We start from the raw sequence: 16,102 nt of genomic DNA, 5'->3' as shown, positions 1-16,102 counted from the left end.
AGCATGCAGCGCGGGCCGGCCCGGCACGATGTCCAGGCCGACCCGCGGGCTACCCAATACCTACACGCCGCCGGGCTGCGGCCGATCGCGGACCAGGCCGACCCGGTCGCTCTCGCCCGCGGCGGCGTCGAGCACGATGCGCAGGCCGGCCCGGCGGGGCCGCACGTGCGGGCCCTCCGTGGCCGCCGGCAGGTCGACCAGCCCGGCGCGGATGCGCTCCTCGTCGACCGCGATGCCCAGCCCGGGCTCGTCGCCGAGCACGATCCCGCCGTCCTCGAACTCCTGATCGACGCTCAGGCCGATCGGCGCCACCAGGTCCTGCACCTCGAAGGCGAGGTGGTTGGGCACGGCCACCGCGGCGTGGGCCAGCGGGTTGGTGTGGTAGGCGACCGGGCTCACCGGCAGGTCCCGGCCGTGGGCCATCGCCGCCACGCGCAGGAAGTGGGTGATCCCCCAGACGCAGCCCGCCTGCACGATGTCGACGGCGTCGGCGTCCAGCAGCGGGCGGTACTGCTCCAGGCCGGTCAGGTTCTCGCCGGTGGCGACTGCGGCCCGGATGCCCCGGCGGACCGAGGCGAGGCCGGCGGCGTCCCAGCGGCGCACCGGCTCCTCGACCCAGGTGAGCTCGACGCGGCGCTCCAGCGCGGTGACGAACCGCACCGCCTGCGAGCGGTTCCACGACTCGTTGGCGTCGAACATGAGCGCGGGCCGGGCGGCGTTGCGCCGCAGCACGTCGCGCACGGCCTCCAGGCGGCGCAGGTCATGCTCGACGTCGTGGCCGCCCTTGAGCTTGGCCGCGCTGAACCCGCGCTCGGCGAAGCGGCCGTAGAGCCCGACGAGAGCCTCGTCGTCGACGGCGATGTCCAGGCCCGAGGCGTAGCCGGGGACGTAGCGGTCCCGGCCGCCGAGCGTGCGCCAGAGCGGCTCGCCGGCGAGCTTCGCCTTGAGGTCCCACAGCGCCATGTCGATCGCGCCGATCGCGCCGAACGTGGCCCCGGCGTGCCCGCTCTTGAAGACCCGGTCGAGCATCCGGTCGTAGAGGGCCGAGACGGCGCGCGGGTCCTCGCCCTCGACGGCGGCGAAGACTCGGTCGATGTCGCCGTGGGCGCCGACGCCCACGCCCTCGAGTCCCTCGTCGGTCTCCAGGATCAGCACGTGCACGTCGGTACGCGGGTCGGGCATCACCCCATTGGCGTCGCCGATCAGCCGCCCCCAATCGTGCTTGGTCGTCAGGCTGCGATATCCGGTGATTTTCACGGTTCTCCTTGTCGCCGATGGTGCGCGCTCACTCCTTGGTGCCGCCCGCCGTCATGCCCGCCACCAGGAAGCGCTGGGCGAAGACGAAGACGATGAGCACCGGCAGCACCGACACGACGGTCGCCAGGGCGAGCGTCGGCAGCTGCACCGACTGGGTCCCGGCCGAGCTCGGATTGAATGCCGGCGTCGAGGCCAGCAGCGAGGTGAGCCCGACCTGGACCGGGTAGCCGTCGCTGGAGGGCAGCATCACGAACGGCAGGAAGAAGTTGTTCCAGCTCTGCACGAAGCTGAAGAACCCGACCAGCGCGACGATCGGCGTCGCCAGCGGCAGCGCCACCCTCGTAAACACCTCCAGCTCCGTGCACCCGTCGATGCGGGCCGCGGCCAGCAGGTCGCGCGGGAGGCTGGTGGAGAAGTAGATGTACGCGAGATAGACCCCGAACGGGAAGAACGACATCGGCAGGATCACCGACAGCGGGCTGCCGATCAGCCCGACCAGGTTGAGCTCCAGGAAGATCGGCAGGACGAGCGCGGTGTTGGGGATCAGCATCACGACCAGCGTCAGCACGAGCAGCGTGCGGCGGAACCGGAACTGCGTCATGGCCATCGCGTAGCCGGCCGGGATGCTCACGAGGAGCGTGACGACCAGCGCGCCGACGGCGTACAGGGCGGAGTTGGCCAGCCACGAGGTGACCGCGCCGTCCTGGAAGCCGAACAGCTGGCGCCAGTTGGCCGCGAGGTCGCCGAGGCTTCCGGGCCGGAACGGGTTGTCCACAATGAGCCCGTGGGCCGACTTGGTCGTGGCCAGCAGCAGCCAGACGATCGGGATGGCGAAGAAGAGCACGAAGACGCCGAGCATCGCCGTGACGATGCCGCGCCCGGCCCGGCCGCCGGCACCGCCGCGGCGGTCGTCCGTCATGGTCATGGCTCAGTCCCTGGAGAACAGGCCGCCGCGGGTCACGAAGACCGCGGACAGCGCGAGGGCGATGACGAGCAGCAGCAGCGAGATGGCGGCCGCCGCGTTGAAGTCGTTCTGCTGGAAGGCGTACAGGTACGCCAGCTGGTTGAGCGAGTAGTCGTTGGGCACGATCGCGTTGCTGGCCTGGGACAGCAGCTGCGGCTCGACGAACAGCTGGGTGCCGGCGGCGAGCGACATGATGCCCATGTACGAGATCCACTTGCGCAGCAGCGGCAGCTGGATGCGCCAGGCGATCTGCACCGGGCCGGCGCCGTCGATGCGCGCCGCCTCGATCACCTCGGGGCTGATGTTGTTCAGCGCCCCGTACATGATGACGATCCAGCCGCCCGCCCCCGTCCAGAATGCGATGACGGCGAAGATCGGCGGCAGGTTCGCCGGCGCGATCACCTGGTTGAAGCTGGTGAACCCGAACAGCCGCAGCAGCCCGGCGGCGGGGCTCGCGGTGGGGTCGAGCACGAAGAGCCACAGCAGCACGCTGGAGGCCCCGGCCACCGCGCCCGGCAGGTAGAACACCAGCCGCAGGGCCCGGCTCAGCCACCGCACCCGCACCGCGTGCACCGCGATGGCCAGCACGGTCACCAGCACGACGAGCCCGGCCAGCCAGATCACCAGGTACGACGCGACGTGCCCGACGGCCGGCAGGAACCGGAAGTCGTCGAAGACCTTGGTGAAGTTCGCGGCGCCGGCGAACCCGCCGCTGCCGCTGGTGAAGGCGAGGTAGACCGAGTACAGCACCGGCAGCAGCCCGAACGCGACGGCCAGCAGCGCGTAGCCGGCGACGAACGCGTAGCTCATCGCGTGCTGGGAGCGCGCCGGTCGCGACGACCGAGGCCGCCCACCCGTCGAGCGGGCGGCCTCACGCAGCATCGTCATGTGACCGTGTAGCCGTCGACCTGAGCCTGGTTCTTGATCGCCGTCTGCCACTCCGGCAGCAGGTCGACCAGGCTCTTGCCGCCGGCGATGGCCGGAGTGACGGTCTTGGCCCAGATGGCCTCCTGGCTGAAGATGCCGGAGCCCCAGCCGGTCCAGATCTGCTTGCCGGCCGTGATCAGCGGCTGCAGGTCGGTCGCGTAGTACCCGCTCGACTCCTGCTTCTTGATCCACTTGTCGGCCGCCGGCGCGTACGCCGGGTAGCCCGGCGCCAGGTTGACCTGGTAGTCGTCGGCGGTGGTGACGAACTCGGCGAACTTCTCCGCCGCCTTGAGGTTCTTGGAGTGGCTGCTCACGAACCACGTGCCGCCGCCGACGTTGCCCGTCGCCGCCTCCTCGCCCTTCCACGGCAGCGGGGCGGCGACGCCGAGCTGGCCCTTGGGGACGTTGAGCGACTGCGGGTTGTTGAAGATGGCGCCGGCGTACCAGGCCGGGCCGGGCATGAGCAGCACCTTGCCGGTGTACTTCTGCACGAACTCCGGCGTGAACACGCTGACCGTCGGCGTCGTGCCGTTCTTGATGAGGGTGTCGAGCATGCCGGCGACCCGCTTGCACTCCGTGCTGCCGGTGTTCACCGTGACGGCCTTCGGCCCGGTGATCCCGTTGGCCTGGCACTTGCTCGCCCAGAAGTAGATCTCCGGCGTGAACGCGTCGCCGGCCGCGCCGACGATGTAGCCGGGGTGCTCCTGCGCCACCTTCACGCCGAGCGCCTGGTACTCCTCCCACGTCGTCGGCAGGGTGTAGCCGAACTGCGCGAGAAGGGCCTTGTTGTACCAGAGCACCGTCTGGGCCAGGTCGTTGCGCAGGCAGTACACCTTGCCCTCGACCGTGCACGGGTTCAGCGCGCCGGCGGTGAAGCTGTCCAGCGTGGTCTTCGGCACGAGCCCCTGGTTGAGCACCGCGGCGAACGCCTGCTTGCCGTTGCTGCTCTGGCTGGCCCACGCCGCGTCGTTGTTCTGCGAGGAGAAGACCACGTCCGGCCAGCCACTGCCGGCCCGGTCGAACAGCTGCATCTTGGTCCGAAACGAGTTGGAGCCGTTGGCCGAGCCGTCGTACGTGACCACGTCGAGCTTCACGTCCGGGTTGGCCTTCTTGAACGCGTCGACGGCGCCCGAGCGGTCGGCGTCGACCCATACCGTGATGGTCGCCTTGTCGTCCTGGGCGGCCTGGGGGAATCCGTAGGAACCGGCGGAGGTTCCGGCGTCGTGGCTGCAGCCGGCGAGCGCCAGGGCGAGCGTCAGCGCCCCCGCCCCGGCCCACCGGTGGCCGCGCCCGGCCCGTGGGGTGTGGAACATGTACACGTCCTTCTCAAGAGGCTTGTTGAGCACAAGTTCACCGGCACGAAATGTAAGGGCATACGTATGATGTTCGCAAGGCCTCGCCGCCGAAGATCGGGCGACTTGGTCATACGTCTGACGTAAGCCCGCCGGGCATACACTGTTCGCGACGCGTCACGCCGCCCGTGGCGTGCAACCGGGAGGGCACATGACGACATCCGAGGCCGGACCGGCCACCCACGCCGTCACGCCGCCGGCCTGGGCGCGGCGGCCGGCCAACCTGGGCCGGGCCGTGACCGCGGAGCTCGTGGAGCGCATCGTGCGCGGGCTGCACCCGCCGGGCACGCCGCTACCGCCCGAGCCGGCGCTGTGCGAGACCTTCTCGGTCAGCCGCACGGTGATCCGCGAGGCGATGAAGGTGCTGCAGGAGAAGGGCCTGGTCCAGGTCCGGCAGGGCAGCGGCACCGTCGTCACGCCACCGACGCGCTGGAACATCCTGGACGAGCTGGTGCTCGCCGCGACGATCGCGGAGGACGAGACCCTCGGCGTGCTCGACGACCTCGTCGTCACCCGGCGGCTGCTGGAGTCCGACATGGCCAACGTCGCCGCACGCCTGGCCGACGCGGCGACCGTCGAGCGGCTCGGCGCGATCGTCGAGCGGATGGACGAGCTCGTCGACGACCACGTGACCTACGAGGAGCACGACCGCGCCTTCCACGACACGATCATGGAGGCGTCCGGCAACCGCATCGCCCGCGGCGTCGTGAAGGCCCTCGAGAGTCAGGTCATCCACACCGCCCGCTACGTCGGGCGGACCGACCGCAGCCTGTGCATCGCCTCGAACCTCGGTCACCGCCGCATCTACGAGCGCATCGCCGCCCGCGACCCCGAGGGCGCCGCGGCGGCCATGTTCACCCACATCACCGACGCGTGGCTGGTCCGCCGCGGCGGCCCGAGCGACGCCGCGCGCCTGCACCGGTAGCGCCGCCCCCGGTCACAGCCGGCCCGCGGCGGCCAGGCCCAGCAGCGTCACGGCGGTCACCGTGGCCACGATGAGCGGCACCAGGACCGCGACGGCGGCCCCGGGAAGGCGCGGTTCGCCCGCCCCTTCCCAGGGCCGCCGGTCGTCGCGGCTCGGACCCATCAGACCCGGTTCCAGCGCTGGTTGGCCGCCGCGGTGCAGGTCCACAGGATCACCGTGCTGCCGTTCGCGGTGGCCGCCCCGTTGACGTCCAGGCACAGGCCCGACTGGGCGTTGCGGATCGTGCCGTCGGCGTTGAGGCTCCACTGCTGGTTCGCCGCGCCGGTGCAGTCCCACAGCTGCGCCTTGACGCCGGCGGTGGCGTTGGTCGGCGAGTCGAGGCACTTGCCGAGCGCCTTGACGGTGCCGCCGGAGACGGTCCACTGCTGGTTGGTGGCGCCGTGGCAGTCCCAGATGATCGGCTGGGTGCCGTTGGCCGTGTTGCCGCCCGGCACGTCGAGGCACCGACCCGAGGCCACCCCGACCAGCTGGGTGGTGCCGGCCGGCGGCGGCGAGGCGCTCGACGCGCTCGCGCTCGGCGTCGGCGAGGTGGTCCCGCCGCTGCCGTCGAGGCCCAGGAAGGCGATGGCGTACGCGAGCTGCCCGCTCATCGGCAGCTGGTGCCCGACGCCGGCGATGCTGATGCCCTCGACGGTCGCGTTCGTGCCGGTGTTGCCGTAGCGGGTGCGGGTCCAGCTGCTTTGCGGGTGGTCGGTGAACGCCGGCGTCTGGCTCAGGCTGTTGAGGTTGGTCCACTGCTTGATCTCCTCGCCGAAGTTCGGGTAGGCGAGGGTGGTGTCGGTCGTGCCGTGCCACAGCTGCATGCGCGGGTAGCGGCCGGTGTAGCCCGGGTACATCGCGCGGGCCAGGTCGCCCCACTGCTGGGCGGTGTGGATGACGTTGCCGCCGGAGCACTGGCTGTTCCACAGCGAGCCGTCGGTGGTGGCGAAGCAGCCGGCCGGCACGCCGGAGTAGGCGGACGCGGCGCTGAAGACGTCGGGGTACTCGGCCGCCAGGACGTTGGTCATCATGGCGCCGGAGGAGAACCCGGACACGACGATGCGGGACGCGTCGATCGGGTAGTGCGCACGGGCGTACGCCACCATGGACATGATGCCGGTGGAGTCACTGCCGCCGTTGCGCTTCAGCGCGGCCGGCGTCGACACGTCGAAGCAGTTGCCGCTACGGGTGGCCTCGGGGACCACGATGATGTAGCCGTAGCGGTCGGCGGCGGTGGCGTAGTCATGGCCGTTGCCGTTGAAGATGCCGGAGGCCGAGCCGCCGCAGTAGTGCACGAGCACCAGCAGGGCGGGCTTCGGCGCGACCGTGGCCGGCACGTAGATGTACATGTTGAGGTTCGTCGGGTTGTTGCCGAACCCGGTCACCCGGGTCAGCCCGGCCGCCGACGCGGGCCGGGTCGAGACCAGCACGGCGGCGACAACCAGGGGCAGCGCCGCGGCGAGCAGCAGGGCCCGCAGCTTTCGTGGCATCAGGCAATCTCCAGATTGTGAGCGCTAACTCGCGCGCCCGCGCCGAGGCGGCGACGCGGATATGAGCCCGACGTTGGCAGAACATTCCGCAATGTTCAACACCCTAAAAAGTGTTACGCGCATCGACGGACCCGGGTCACGTCGACGAGCTTGAATGCGACGAAACACTGTGGCAATGTCTCGGCCACTTCGTTGTTAGCGATAACAAGCTCGGGAGCACTCGTGAAACTGACCATTCCCCGCCCGCCCGGCGCGGCTCTTCGCCGCGCGCTGGCGACCGTGGCGGGCCTGCTGTGCGCGGCGGCGCTCGTGCCGGCCGTCGCGCGGGCCGACAACCCGATCGTGCAGACCATCTACACGGCCGATCCGGCACCGCTGGTGTACAACGGCCGGGTCTACCTCTACACCGGCCACGACGAGGACGGCTCGACGAACTACACCATGCGCGAGTGGCGGGTCTGGTCCTCCGCCGACATGGTCAACTGGACCGACCACGGGTCGCCGCTGAGTCTCGCCAGCTTCAGCTGGGCCAGCTCCAACGCCTGGGCCGGCCAGGCCATCTACCGCAACGGCAAGTTCTACTGGTACGTGCCGATGACCAACCGCGCGACCGGCCGCATGGCCATCGGGGTGGCCGTCTCGACCAGCCCGACCGGGCCGTTCAGCGACGCCCTCGGGCACCCGCTGGTGGAGACCGGCGAGATCGACCCGACGGTGTTCATCGACGACGACGGCCAGGCGTACCTGTACTGGGGCAACCCGAACCTGTGGTACGTGAAGCTCAACGCCGACATGATCTCGTACTCCGGCAGCCCGGCCCAGATCCCGCTCACCACCGCCGGCTTCGGCACCCGCACCGGCAACGCGAGCCGGCCGACGCTGTTCGAGGAGGGGCCGTGGGTGTACAAGCGCAACGGCCTCTACTACAACGTCTTCGCCGCGCGGTGCTGCTCGGAGTACATCGCCTACTCGACGGCGACCGGCCCGACCGGGCCGTGGACCTTCCGCGGCACCGTGATGCCGACCCAGGGCGCCAGCTTCACCAACCACCCCGGCCTGGTCGACTTCAACGGCGGGTCGTACTTCTTCTACCACAACGGTGCGCTGCCCGGCGGCAGCGGCTACACCCGCTCGGTGGCCGTGGAGAAGTTCAGCTACAACGCCGACGGCACGATCCCGACCATCAACATGACCACGACGGGGGCGCCGCAGATCGGCACGCTCAACCCGTACGTGCGCCAGGAGGCCGAGACGATCGCCTGGGAGTCGGGCGTGGAGACCGAGGTGTCCAGCGAGGGCGGAATGGACGTCGGCTGGATCGAGAACAACGACTACATCAAGGTCAAGGGCGTCGGCTTCGGCGACGGCGCGGCCTCCTACAGCGCCCGGGTCGCCTCCGCGACCAGCGGCGGGCGCATCGAGCTGCACCTGGACAGCGTCAACGGCACGCTGGCCGGCACGTGCACCGTGCCCGGCACCGGCGGCTGGCAGACCTGGACCACCGTCACCTGCCCGGTCTCGGGGGCCACCGGCACGCACGACCTGTACCTCAAGTTCGTCGGCGGCAGCGGCAACCTGTTCAACGTGAACTGGTGGCAGTTCACCGCGGCCGGCGGCAACACCGGCGGCGGCAACCTGCTCACCAACCCCACCATGGAGAGCGGCACCAGCGGCTGGAGCGTGTTCGGCGCCGGGACGCTGGCGGCCAACAGCTCCGTCGTGCACGGCGGCTCCCAGTCGCTGCTGCTGACCGGCCGCACCGCGTCGTGGAACGGCCCTGCCCAGGCCGTGACGTCGAAGCTCACCAACGGCAAGAGCTACGCGACGAGCGTGTGGGTGCGCTCGCAGAGCGGCACGCCGAGCGCCAAGGTGACCCTGGCGCTGACCGCGAACGGCTCCACGAGCTACGTGCAGCTGACCCCGGCGGCGACGGTCAACGCCAGCGGCTGGACCCAGCTGACGGGCACCGCGACCGTGTCGTGGACCGGCACGCTGACCGGTGCCACGCTGTACGTCGAGACGGCCGCCGGCACCGACGGGCTGTACATCGACGACGCCTCCCTGCAGTAGTGCAGTCCCCGGCCGCGGCGGCGAGCACCGCCGCGGCCGGGAACGCCGGTCAGCCCGTGGCGCAGGCCGACCCGTTGAGCGCAAACGCGGCCGGCGCGCCCGTGTTGCCGGTGTGCGTGGCCTGGAAGCCGATGGTCGTCGACGCCCCCGGGGCCAGCACGGCGTTGTAACTTACATTGCGCGCGGTCACCGCGCCGCTGCTCGGGCTGTAGGCGGCGTTCCAGCCGGAGGTGATGGACTGGCCGCCCGGCAGGGTGAACGTCAGCGCCCAGCCGTTGATCGCCGCGCTACCGGTGTTGGTGATCGTGATGCTCTCGGTCAGCCCCGTGTTCCAGGCGTTGACCGCGTCCGCGACCCGGCACGCCGAGCCGCCCGGCGGCGGGCTCGAGGGCGGCGGGCTCGAGGGCGGCGGGCTGGACGGGCGGGAGGGCGACGGCGAACCCGGCGAGCTCGGCGGGGCGCCCGTGAGGCCGAAGAAGGCGATCGCGTACGCGGCCATGCCGGCCGAGGGCAGGCTGTGCCCGGCGCCCTGGATGCTGTACGCCTCGACCTGCACCGTGCCCGACGCGTCGGCGTAGCGACGGCGGCTCCAGCCCGACTGCGGCGTGTCGGTCGCCGTCGGGGTCTGGCTCAGGCCGAACACGTTCGTCCACTGCTCGATCTCCTCCTGCAGCAGCTGGTACGGCACCAGGGTGTCGGCCGTGCCGTGCCACAGCTGCACCCGCGGCCGCGGCCCGGTGTACCCCGGATACGCCTGGCGCACCGCGTCGCCCCACTGCTGCGGGGTGCGGTCCATGCTGCCGCCGGTGCACCGGCTGGTGCCGGGCGGATAGTCGGCGGCGTTGGCGAAGCAGGTGAACGGCACGCCCATGAACGCCGCGCCAGCCTTGAACACGTCCGGGTACAGCGCGAGCATCTCGTTGGTCATCATGCCGCCCGAAGAGCTGCCGGTGGCGTACACCCGGTTCGGGTCGCCGCCGTACTGGCGCTCCACATAGGTCACCATCGACACGATCGAGACCGGGTCGCTGCCGCCGCCGCGCCGCTTGGCCGCGTCGGACCAGGTGTCGAAGCAGTTGCCGAAGCCAGCCTGCTGCGTGGCGGTGGGGAAGATGACGATGTAGCCGTAGCGGTCGGCGAGCGAAGCGAACTCGCTGCCGGAGTAGAAGCCGGGGCCCGAGCCGCCGCAGCCGTGCATGGCGACAACGATCGCCGGGTTGGCCGGCCGGGTGTCCGGGACGTACACGTGCATGCGCATGCCGCCCGGGTTCGTGCCGAAGTTCGTGACCTCGGTCAGCGTCGCGGCGTAGGCGGGCCGCAGCGCCACGAGGGTCAGTCCGGCGACGGCCAGCAGGGCGGCCGGGGCGAGCAGGATCTTGCGTTTCAGGTTCATGCGCCTCCTCCTTCGACGAGCGCGTGGATCCCGGGCTTCGCGCGGCACTTAGTGTGCTTGCGGTCCAATAAAGTGTCAATCGAAGACAACCGATACCATGAGCGGCCGCTACAGTCGGCACAGCCGCCCGACGCGAGGCCACCGGAGGGACCGCGTGTCCGACCCGTTCGACATCGAGGAGATCTTTCCCGACGAGGAGCCGCCGGCCGTCCGCCTGCCGCGGCGGCAGTCCGGCCCGGCGCCGCAGGGGCTGGCCGTGACGCTCATGGCCGACTACACGCTGCGCAGCCGGGCCTGGATGCCGTCCGCCGCGATCGTCGCACTGCTGGCCGAGGCGGGGGTCAGCGAGGCCGGCGCGCGGGCGGCGATCAGCCGGCTCGCCCGCCGCGGCGTGCTCGAGGGCGACCGGCGCGGGCGGCACAGCGCCTACCGGCTCGCCCGCGCCGCCGCCGGGCAGGTCTCCGCCGGTGGGCGCTGGATCGTCTCGGCGGCGGCCGGCGGCGAGCCGTGGGACGAGTGGTGGACGCTCGTCGCCTTTTCGCTACCGCAGCAGGAGCGCGGCCGCCGCCGGGCACTGCGGGGCCGGCTGCGGTGGCTCGGCTGCGCGCCGCTGTACGACGGGCTGTGGATCTCGCCGCACGCGCTCGGCCAGGAGGCCCTGGCCGAGCTCGCGCAGGCAGCACCGGGCGCGCTGACCGTCTTCCGGGCCCGGCACGTCGAACTCGGCGCCGCGACGCACCGGCCTCCGCTGCAGGCCTGGGACGTCCCCGGCATCGCCGCGCAGTACGAAACTTTCATCGCGCGCTGGCGCCCGCTGCTGCCCCGGATGCGGGCCGGGCGGGTCGACGGCCCGGCCGCGGTGCGCGCCCGCACCGAGGTCATGGACACCTACCGGCGCTTCGCCGTGCTCGACCCGCGGCTGCCGGTCCGCCTGCTCCCCCGCCGGTGGCCCCGCGCCACCGCCCTCGAGGTCTTCACCGCCGTCTACGACGGCCTGGCCGCGGTGGCCGAGGCGCACGTGCGGGCGGTCGCGGCCCGCCACGCCGAGGGGCCGGTGCCCGACGTGCGGGCGCACACCGTGGCCGACATCCGGGCCGGCGTCCTCGAGGACGCCGGCCCGGCCCGGGTCCACTAGACCCGGTTCCACCGCTGGTTGGCGGCGGCGGTGCAGGTCCAGAGGATCACGGGGCTGTTGTTGGCGGTGGCGGCGCCGGAGACGTCCAGGCACAGGCCCGACGAGACGCTGCTGATCGTGCCGTTGGCGTTGAGGTTCCACTGCTGGTTGGTGCCGCCGTGGCAGTCCCAGAGCTGCACCTTCGAGCCGGCGGCGGCACCGGTCGGCGCGTCCAGGCACTTGCCGAGCACCTGCAGCGTCGCGCCGCTGCGGGTCCAGCGCTGGTTGGTGCCGCCGCTGCAGTCCCAGATGATCGGCTGGACGCCGTTGGCGGTGCTGCCGTTCGGGTCGTCGAGGCAGCGGCCCGAGCCGGCGCCGACCAGCGTGGTCGTCGTGCCGCCGGTGCTCCCGCCGGTGCCGATGCTGCCGGGCACCGAGAGCAGCGCGTTGTACCAGGTGGCGGCCATCTTGTCGTAGCCGTTGGCGGTCGGGTGGATGCCGTCGGTCAGGTCGGCCGCGGTCAGCGCGCTGTGCATGTCGACCAGGTGGACGTGCTTGCCCGCGCTGACCTTGCTCTGCACGATGCCCGGGATCGCGGCGTTGAACGTCCGTACCGCCGACTCCTGCCCGGCGTTGGCCAGCGGGATGATCTGCGCGACGAACACCTCGGCGGTCGGCGCCGCGGCGGTGATGTGGTCGATCAGCGTCGACAGCCGGCCCGGCGCGCCGGCGACGTTGTAGTTCTGCAGCACGTCGTTGGTGCCGATGTGCAGCAGCACCGTGTGCGGGGTGGTGGCGCCCAGCCAGCCGGTGATGTTGGCGTCGATCTGGTCGATGCGCCAGCCGGGGTGGCCCTCGTGGTCGTGATCGCCCAGGGCGGCGGGCCCGTTGAACTGCGACCCGACGAAGTCGACCCGGTAGCCGCCGGCGGCCATGCGCTGCCACAGGCCGATCCGGTATCCACCCGGCACCTGCGTGCCCTCGGTGATCGAGTCGCCCAGCGGCATGACCCGCACGCCCCCGTTGGACTCCGCGGCGGCAGTGCCGACGGGCACCAGGGCGCCCAGAACCGCCGATACGGCCATGACCGCGGCCAGGCCGAGCCGGCGTCTGCGTGTGCGCATACGCGTTCCTTTCGTGAGTTCGGCGGCGCCCAGAATGCGCGACCGGTGCACTTTGCGCAACCGTCCGCGTTAACGCTCTCATCGATCTTGCATTTCGCTCCACGCACACCTCGCGTTTGTGTTATGGGCGGGCATCAGCCCGAGTCGTACGCACTTCTGGCTCTGGCTATTGATGACCTCCTCTTGAAGGGCCGGTGGTGATGTGGGAGGCTCGCGAGGCGGCACCCCTGACGCAGCCAACCGCCAAAACGGCGCGTCATGTGAGCGCTCACAGCCGCATTTCCTCACCCACACCCGTAGCGAGGACTTCGATGCCCATGAAACCGAGGGCCGGCCGGCGCCTGCTGGCCGCCCTGACCGGCGCGGCCACGATCGTCGCCGGCGTCGCGATCGCCCTGCTGGCCCCGACGGCCAGCGCCCAGGCCGCCACGTCGCAGGTGTGCGACATCTACGCCGCCGGCGGGACGCCGTGCATCGGCGCGCACAGCACCACCCGGGCGCTGTTCGGCGCCTACAACGGCCCGCTGTACCAGGTGCAGCGCGGCTCCGACCACGCCTACGCCGACATCGGGCTGCTCGAGGCCGGCGGCTACGCCAGCGCGGCCGCGCAGGACTCCTTCTGCGCCGGCACGTCCTGCACGATCACGAAGATCTACGACCAGAGCACCAACCACAACGACCTGCCCATCTCCTGGGGCGGCTTCTGGAAGGGCCCCGGGCCCAACGGCGCCGACGTCGGCGCGGACGCCAAGGCCCTGCCGCTGACCGTGGGCGGCCACCCCGCCTACGGCATCAAGGTGACCCAGGGCGTCGGGTATCGCATCGACAACGCCCGCAACGCGCCGACCGGCTCGCACCCCGAGGGCATCTACATGGTGACCTCGTCCAACTACGTCAACCAGTGGTGCTGCTTCGACTACGGCAGCGGCGAGAACTCCCACACCGACACCGGCAACGCCACCATGAACGCCATCGAGTGGGGCACCGCCTGCTGGTTCGGCAACTGCGTCGGCAGCGGCCCGTGGGTCGAGGCCGACCTGGAGAACGGCATGTACCACACCAACACCGGCTCCAACAAAGACCCCAACAACTCCGGCGTGCACTTCCCGTTCGTCAGCGCCTGGGAGAAGAACAACGGCACCAGCAACTTCACCCTCAAGTACGGCAACGCCACCAGCGGCGGGCTCACCACCACGTTCTCGGGTCCGCTGCCCAACGGCTACTCCCCGATGAAGACCGACAGCTCCCTGCTGCTGGGCACCGGCGGCGACAACAGCAACACCGGCGTCGGCGAGTTCTTCGAGGGCGCCATCACCTCCGGTTACCCGTCCGACGCCACCGAGAACGCCGTCCAGGCCAACATCGCGGCCGCCGGCTACTCGTTCGGCGGCAGCACCGGTGGCGGCCAAAGCAACGTCGAGATCGTGGGCGCCCAGTCGGGGCGCTGCCTCGACGTGAGCGGGCAGAGCACGGCCAACGGCGCGGCGGTCCAGCTCTACGACTGCTGGGGCGGGTCCAACCAGCGCTGGACCGTCACGTCCGGCAAGCAGCTGCAGGTGTACGGCAACAAGTGCCTCGACGCCAGCAACAAGGGCACGACGAACGGCACCGCCATCATCATCTGGGACTGCAACGGCCAGACCAACCAGCAGTGGAACGTCAACGCCGACGGCTCGATCACCGGCGTGCAGTCCGGGCTGTGCCTGGACGCCAACGGCGCCGCGACGGCGAACGGCACGAAGATCATCCTCTGGTCCTGCAACGGCGGCACCAACCAGCACTGGAGCCTGCGCAGCTGATGCCGGCCCAACGATTCCTGAAGAAGCGAAAGGAGAACACTGTGCGCCTGCATCACAAGCTGGTGCTGCTGCTCATGGCCGGCGTTGGCCTGTCGTTCGTCGCCGGACCGGCCGCGCCGGCCCAGGCCCTCGCCAACAACCTGGCGCTCACTCCGCCGATGGGGTGGAACGACTGGAACGCCTACGGCTGTAACGTCTCCGAGTCCCTGGTGAAGGCAACGGCGGACAAGATGGTGTCGTCGGGGCTGGCCGCCGCCGGGTACCAGTACGTCAACATCGACGACTGCTGGATGCAGCACAACCGCGACTCGGCCGGCAACCTGCAGCCCGACTACGCCAAGTTCCCGGACGGCATCTCCGGCACCGCCGCCTACGTGCACTCCAAGGGCCTGAAGCTGGGCATCTACGAGGACGCCGGCACGCTGACCTGCGCCGGCTACCCCGGCAGCCTGGGCCACGAGGCGCAGGACGCGCGCTCGTTCGCGGCCTGGGGCGTGGACTACCTCAAGTACGACAACTGCAGCAACAACGGCAGCTCCACCACGCAGCAGTACATCGCCCGCTACTCCGCGATGCGCGACGCCCTGGCCGCCACCGGGCGCCCGATCGTCTACAGCATCTGCGAGTGGGGCGTCAACGCGCCGTGGACCTGGGCCGGCAGCGTCGGCAACCTGTGGCGCACCACCGGCGACATCCAGGCCAACTTCAACAGCGTGCTGTCCATCTTCCACCAGAACGTGGGCCTGTCCGCGTACGCCGGTCCGGGCCAGTGGAACGACCCCGACATGCTCGAGGTCGGCAACGGCATGTCGGCCACCGAGGACCGCGCCCACTTCAGCCTCTGGGCCGAGATGGCCGCGCCGCTGCTGGCCGGCAACAACCTGGCCAACGCGAGCTCGACGACGCTGTCGATCCTGGGCAACCGGGCGGTGATCGCGGTCGACCAGGACTCGGCGGGCAAGCAGGGCCGGATGGTCAGCTCGAGCGGCGGCCTGGACGTGCTGGCCAAGCCACTGGCCAACGGGGACGTGTCCGTCGTGCTGTTCAACGAGAACACCTCGACGGCGACGATCAGCACCACGGCCGCCGCGATCGGCAAGACCGGCGCGGCAAGTTACACGCTGACCGACCTGTGGTCCGGCGCGACGAGCACGACGAGCGGCGCGATCAGCGCCAGTGTTCCGGGACACGGCGTCGTCATGTACCGGGTCGCCGGCGGCACGACCGGCGGTGACCCGGGCGACACGACAACGGCGATCCGCGGCGCCGGGTCCAACCGCTGCCTCGACGACCCCAACGGCAGCACCACCAACGGCGTCCAAATGGTGATCTGGGACTGCAACGGCGCCGCCAACCAGCGCTGGACCTACACCGGCGCCAAGCAGCTGCAGGTGCTCGGCAAGTGCCTGGACGCCTACAACAACCAGACCTCGCCCGGCACAAAGGTCGAGATCTGGGACTGCAACGGCCAGACCAACCAGCAGTGGAACGTCAACGCCGACGGCACCATCACCGGCGTGCAGTCGGGCCTGTGCCTCGACGTGACCGGCGCCGCCACCGCCAACAACTCGCCCGTCGAGCTGTGGACCTGCAACGGCGGCAGCAACCAGCGATGGTCGCGCTCGTGACCTGATCTCCGGAAGTTCTG

13 protein-coding genes are annotated in these 16,102 nt (G+C 70.8%); 5 read left to right on the top strand and 8 right to left on the bottom strand.

Going from position 1 to position 16,102, the window contains the following annotated elements; translation table 11 throughout:
* Positions 1 to 60: 60 nt before the first annotated feature.
* The 4 genes from ACQEVU_RS19445 to ACQEVU_RS19430 all read right to left on the bottom strand — a co-directional run bounded on the left by ACQEVU_RS19445 (position 61) and on the right by ACQEVU_RS19430 (position 4,461).
* Positions 61 to 1,257 carry a mandelate racemase/muconate lactonizing enzyme family protein gene (locus tag ACQEVU_RS19445; RefSeq protein ID WP_433325430.1) on the bottom strand — a complete coding sequence of 399 codons (1,197 nt, stop codon included), beginning with the start codon at positions 1,255 to 1,257 and terminating at the stop codon, positions 61 to 63.
* Positions 1,258 to 1,285: 28 nt separating this feature from the next.
* Positions 1,286 to 2,182, bottom strand: a complete 897-nt coding sequence (locus ACQEVU_RS19440; protein ID WP_433325428.1) for a carbohydrate ABC transporter permease — start codon at positions 2,180 to 2,182, stop codon at positions 1,286 to 1,288.
* Between the two features lie 3 nt (positions 2,183 to 2,185).
* Positions 2,186 to 3,031 (bottom strand): carbohydrate ABC transporter permease, encoded by an 846-nt coding sequence (locus ACQEVU_RS19435; protein WP_433325426.1) that lies wholly within the window; start codon positions 3,029 to 3,031, stop codon positions 2,186 to 2,188.
* A gap of 74 nt (positions 3,032 to 3,105) precedes the next feature.
* The gene (locus tag ACQEVU_RS19430; protein ID WP_433325424.1) at positions 3,106 to 4,461 is read right to left on the bottom strand and encodes an ABC transporter substrate-binding protein; all 1,356 of its coding nucleotides are present in this window, start codon (positions 4,459 to 4,461) and stop codon (positions 3,106 to 3,108) included.
* Between the two features lie 190 nt (positions 4,462 to 4,651).
* Between ACQEVU_RS19430 and ACQEVU_RS19425 the strand changes: the two genes are divergently transcribed.
* Positions 4,652 to 5,425 (top strand): FadR/GntR family transcriptional regulator, encoded by a 774-nt coding sequence (locus tag ACQEVU_RS19425; RefSeq protein ID WP_433325422.1) that lies wholly within the window; start codon positions 4,652 to 4,654, stop codon positions 5,423 to 5,425.
* A gap of 12 nt (positions 5,426 to 5,437) precedes the next feature.
* Here the strand turns inward: ACQEVU_RS19425 and ACQEVU_RS19420 are convergent, their stop codons facing one another.
* Both ACQEVU_RS19420 and ACQEVU_RS19415 read right to left on the bottom strand, forming a co-directional pair.
* Positions 5,438 to 5,587 (bottom strand): hypothetical protein, encoded by a 150-nt coding sequence (locus tag ACQEVU_RS19420; protein WP_433325420.1) that lies wholly within the window; start codon positions 5,585 to 5,587, stop codon positions 5,438 to 5,440.
* Positions 5,587 to 6,954, bottom strand: a complete 1,368-nt coding sequence (locus tag ACQEVU_RS19415) for an extracellular catalytic domain type 1 short-chain-length polyhydroxyalkanoate depolymerase (RefSeq protein ID WP_433325418.1) — start codon at positions 6,952 to 6,954, stop codon at positions 5,587 to 5,589. The genes ACQEVU_RS19420 and ACQEVU_RS19415 overlap by 1 nt, the downstream gene beginning before the upstream one ends.
* Positions 6,955 to 7,176: 222 nt before the next feature.
* On the opposite strand from ACQEVU_RS19415, the gene ACQEVU_RS19410 reads away from it, so the two are divergent.
* The gene (locus ACQEVU_RS19410) at positions 7,177 to 9,024 is read left to right on the top strand and encodes a family 43 glycosylhydrolase (protein ID WP_433325416.1); all 1,848 of its coding nucleotides are present in this window, start codon (positions 7,177 to 7,179) and stop codon (positions 9,022 to 9,024) included.
* Positions 9,025 to 9,073: 49 nt separating this feature from the next.
* Here ACQEVU_RS19410 and ACQEVU_RS19405 read toward each other — a convergent pair whose 3' ends face one another.
* Positions 9,074 to 10,417, bottom strand: coding sequence for an extracellular catalytic domain type 1 short-chain-length polyhydroxyalkanoate depolymerase (locus tag ACQEVU_RS19405; RefSeq protein WP_433325414.1), 1,344 nt, complete (start codon positions 10,415 to 10,417; stop codon positions 9,074 to 9,076).
* A 154-nt stretch (positions 10,418 to 10,571) separates the two neighbouring features.
* Here ACQEVU_RS19405 and ACQEVU_RS19400 point away from each other — a divergent pair, with 154 nt between their 5' ends.
* Positions 10,572 to 11,552: a PaaX family transcriptional regulator gene (locus ACQEVU_RS19400; protein ID WP_433325412.1), complete on the top strand. Its 981-nt coding sequence runs from the start codon at positions 10,572 to 10,574 to the stop codon at positions 11,550 to 11,552.
* Here the strand turns inward: ACQEVU_RS19400 and ACQEVU_RS19395 are convergent.
* Positions 11,549 to 12,655: a ricin-type beta-trefoil lectin domain protein gene (locus tag ACQEVU_RS19395; protein WP_433325410.1), complete on the bottom strand. Its 1,107-nt coding sequence runs from the start codon at positions 12,653 to 12,655 to the stop codon at positions 11,549 to 11,551. The two genes, ACQEVU_RS19400 and ACQEVU_RS19395, sit on opposite strands and share 4 nt — an antisense overlap.
* A 317-nt stretch (positions 12,656 to 12,972) precedes the next feature.
* Here ACQEVU_RS19395 and ACQEVU_RS19390 point away from each other — a divergent pair, with 317 nt between their 5' ends.
* Together ACQEVU_RS19390 and ACQEVU_RS19385 are read left to right on the top strand one after the other, a co-directional pair.
* Positions 12,973 to 14,454, top strand: a complete 1,482-nt coding sequence (locus tag ACQEVU_RS19390; RefSeq protein ID WP_433325408.1) for an arabinofuranosidase catalytic domain-containing protein — start codon at positions 12,973 to 12,975, stop codon at positions 14,452 to 14,454.
* Positions 14,455 to 14,528: 74 nt separating this feature from the next.
* Positions 14,529 to 16,082 (top strand): glycoside hydrolase family 27 protein, encoded by a 1,554-nt coding sequence (locus ACQEVU_RS19385; RefSeq protein WP_433334990.1) that lies wholly within the window; start codon positions 14,529 to 14,531, stop codon positions 16,080 to 16,082.
* Positions 16,083 to 16,102 lie beyond the last annotated feature (20 nt).

Origin of the sequence: Dactylosporangium sp. CA-139066 (genome assembly GCF_050936175.1) — a bacterium.
GTDB lineage: Bacteria > Actinomycetota > Actinomycetes > Mycobacteriales > Micromonosporaceae > Dactylosporangium.
Note: the sequence above shows the minus strand (reverse complement) of the source record. Positions and strands in the feature narration are given on the sequence as shown.